Source organism: Photorhabdus sp. RM96S (assembly GCF_042879335.1).
GTDB classification, from domain to species: domain Bacteria; phylum Pseudomonadota; class Gammaproteobacteria; order Enterobacterales; family Enterobacteriaceae; genus Photorhabdus; species Photorhabdus kayaii.
The window spans coordinates 1-290 of the sequence record NZ_JBHFKT010000238.1; the positions used below are offsets into that span (position 1 = coordinate 1).

Below are 290 nucleotides of genomic sequence, written 5' to 3' on the forward strand. Positions count from 1 at the left end.
CGGCGTTTCACTGCTGAGTTCGGCATGGGGTCAGGTGGGACCGCCGCGCTATCGCCGCCAGGCATATTCGGTTTATTCCAGGCGGCGCGTCTCTTCTTCCGCAACCACCCGGTTCAATCTGTTCAACAAGCTGAAAATTTATCTCTCTACGGCCCTGCCGACACCAAAACACCTTCGGCGTTGTAAGGTTAAGCCTCTCGGTTCATTAGTACTGGTCAGCTCAATGCATCGCTGCGCTTACACACCCAGCCTATCCACGTCTTCGTCTTAAACGTTCCTTCCGTGACCTC

The 290-nt window shown here is 54.8% G+C and carries 2 rRNA genes; both read right to left on the reverse strand.

From position 1 onward, the window contains the following. Window positions 1-62: ribosomal RNA gene (gene rrf, locus ACGF49_RS25145) — 5S ribosomal RNA — on the reverse strand; the annotation flags it as partial. Window positions 63-184: 122 nt separating this feature from the next. Continuing rightward, window positions 185-290, reverse strand: a 23S ribosomal RNA gene (locus ACGF49_RS25150); the annotation flags it as partial.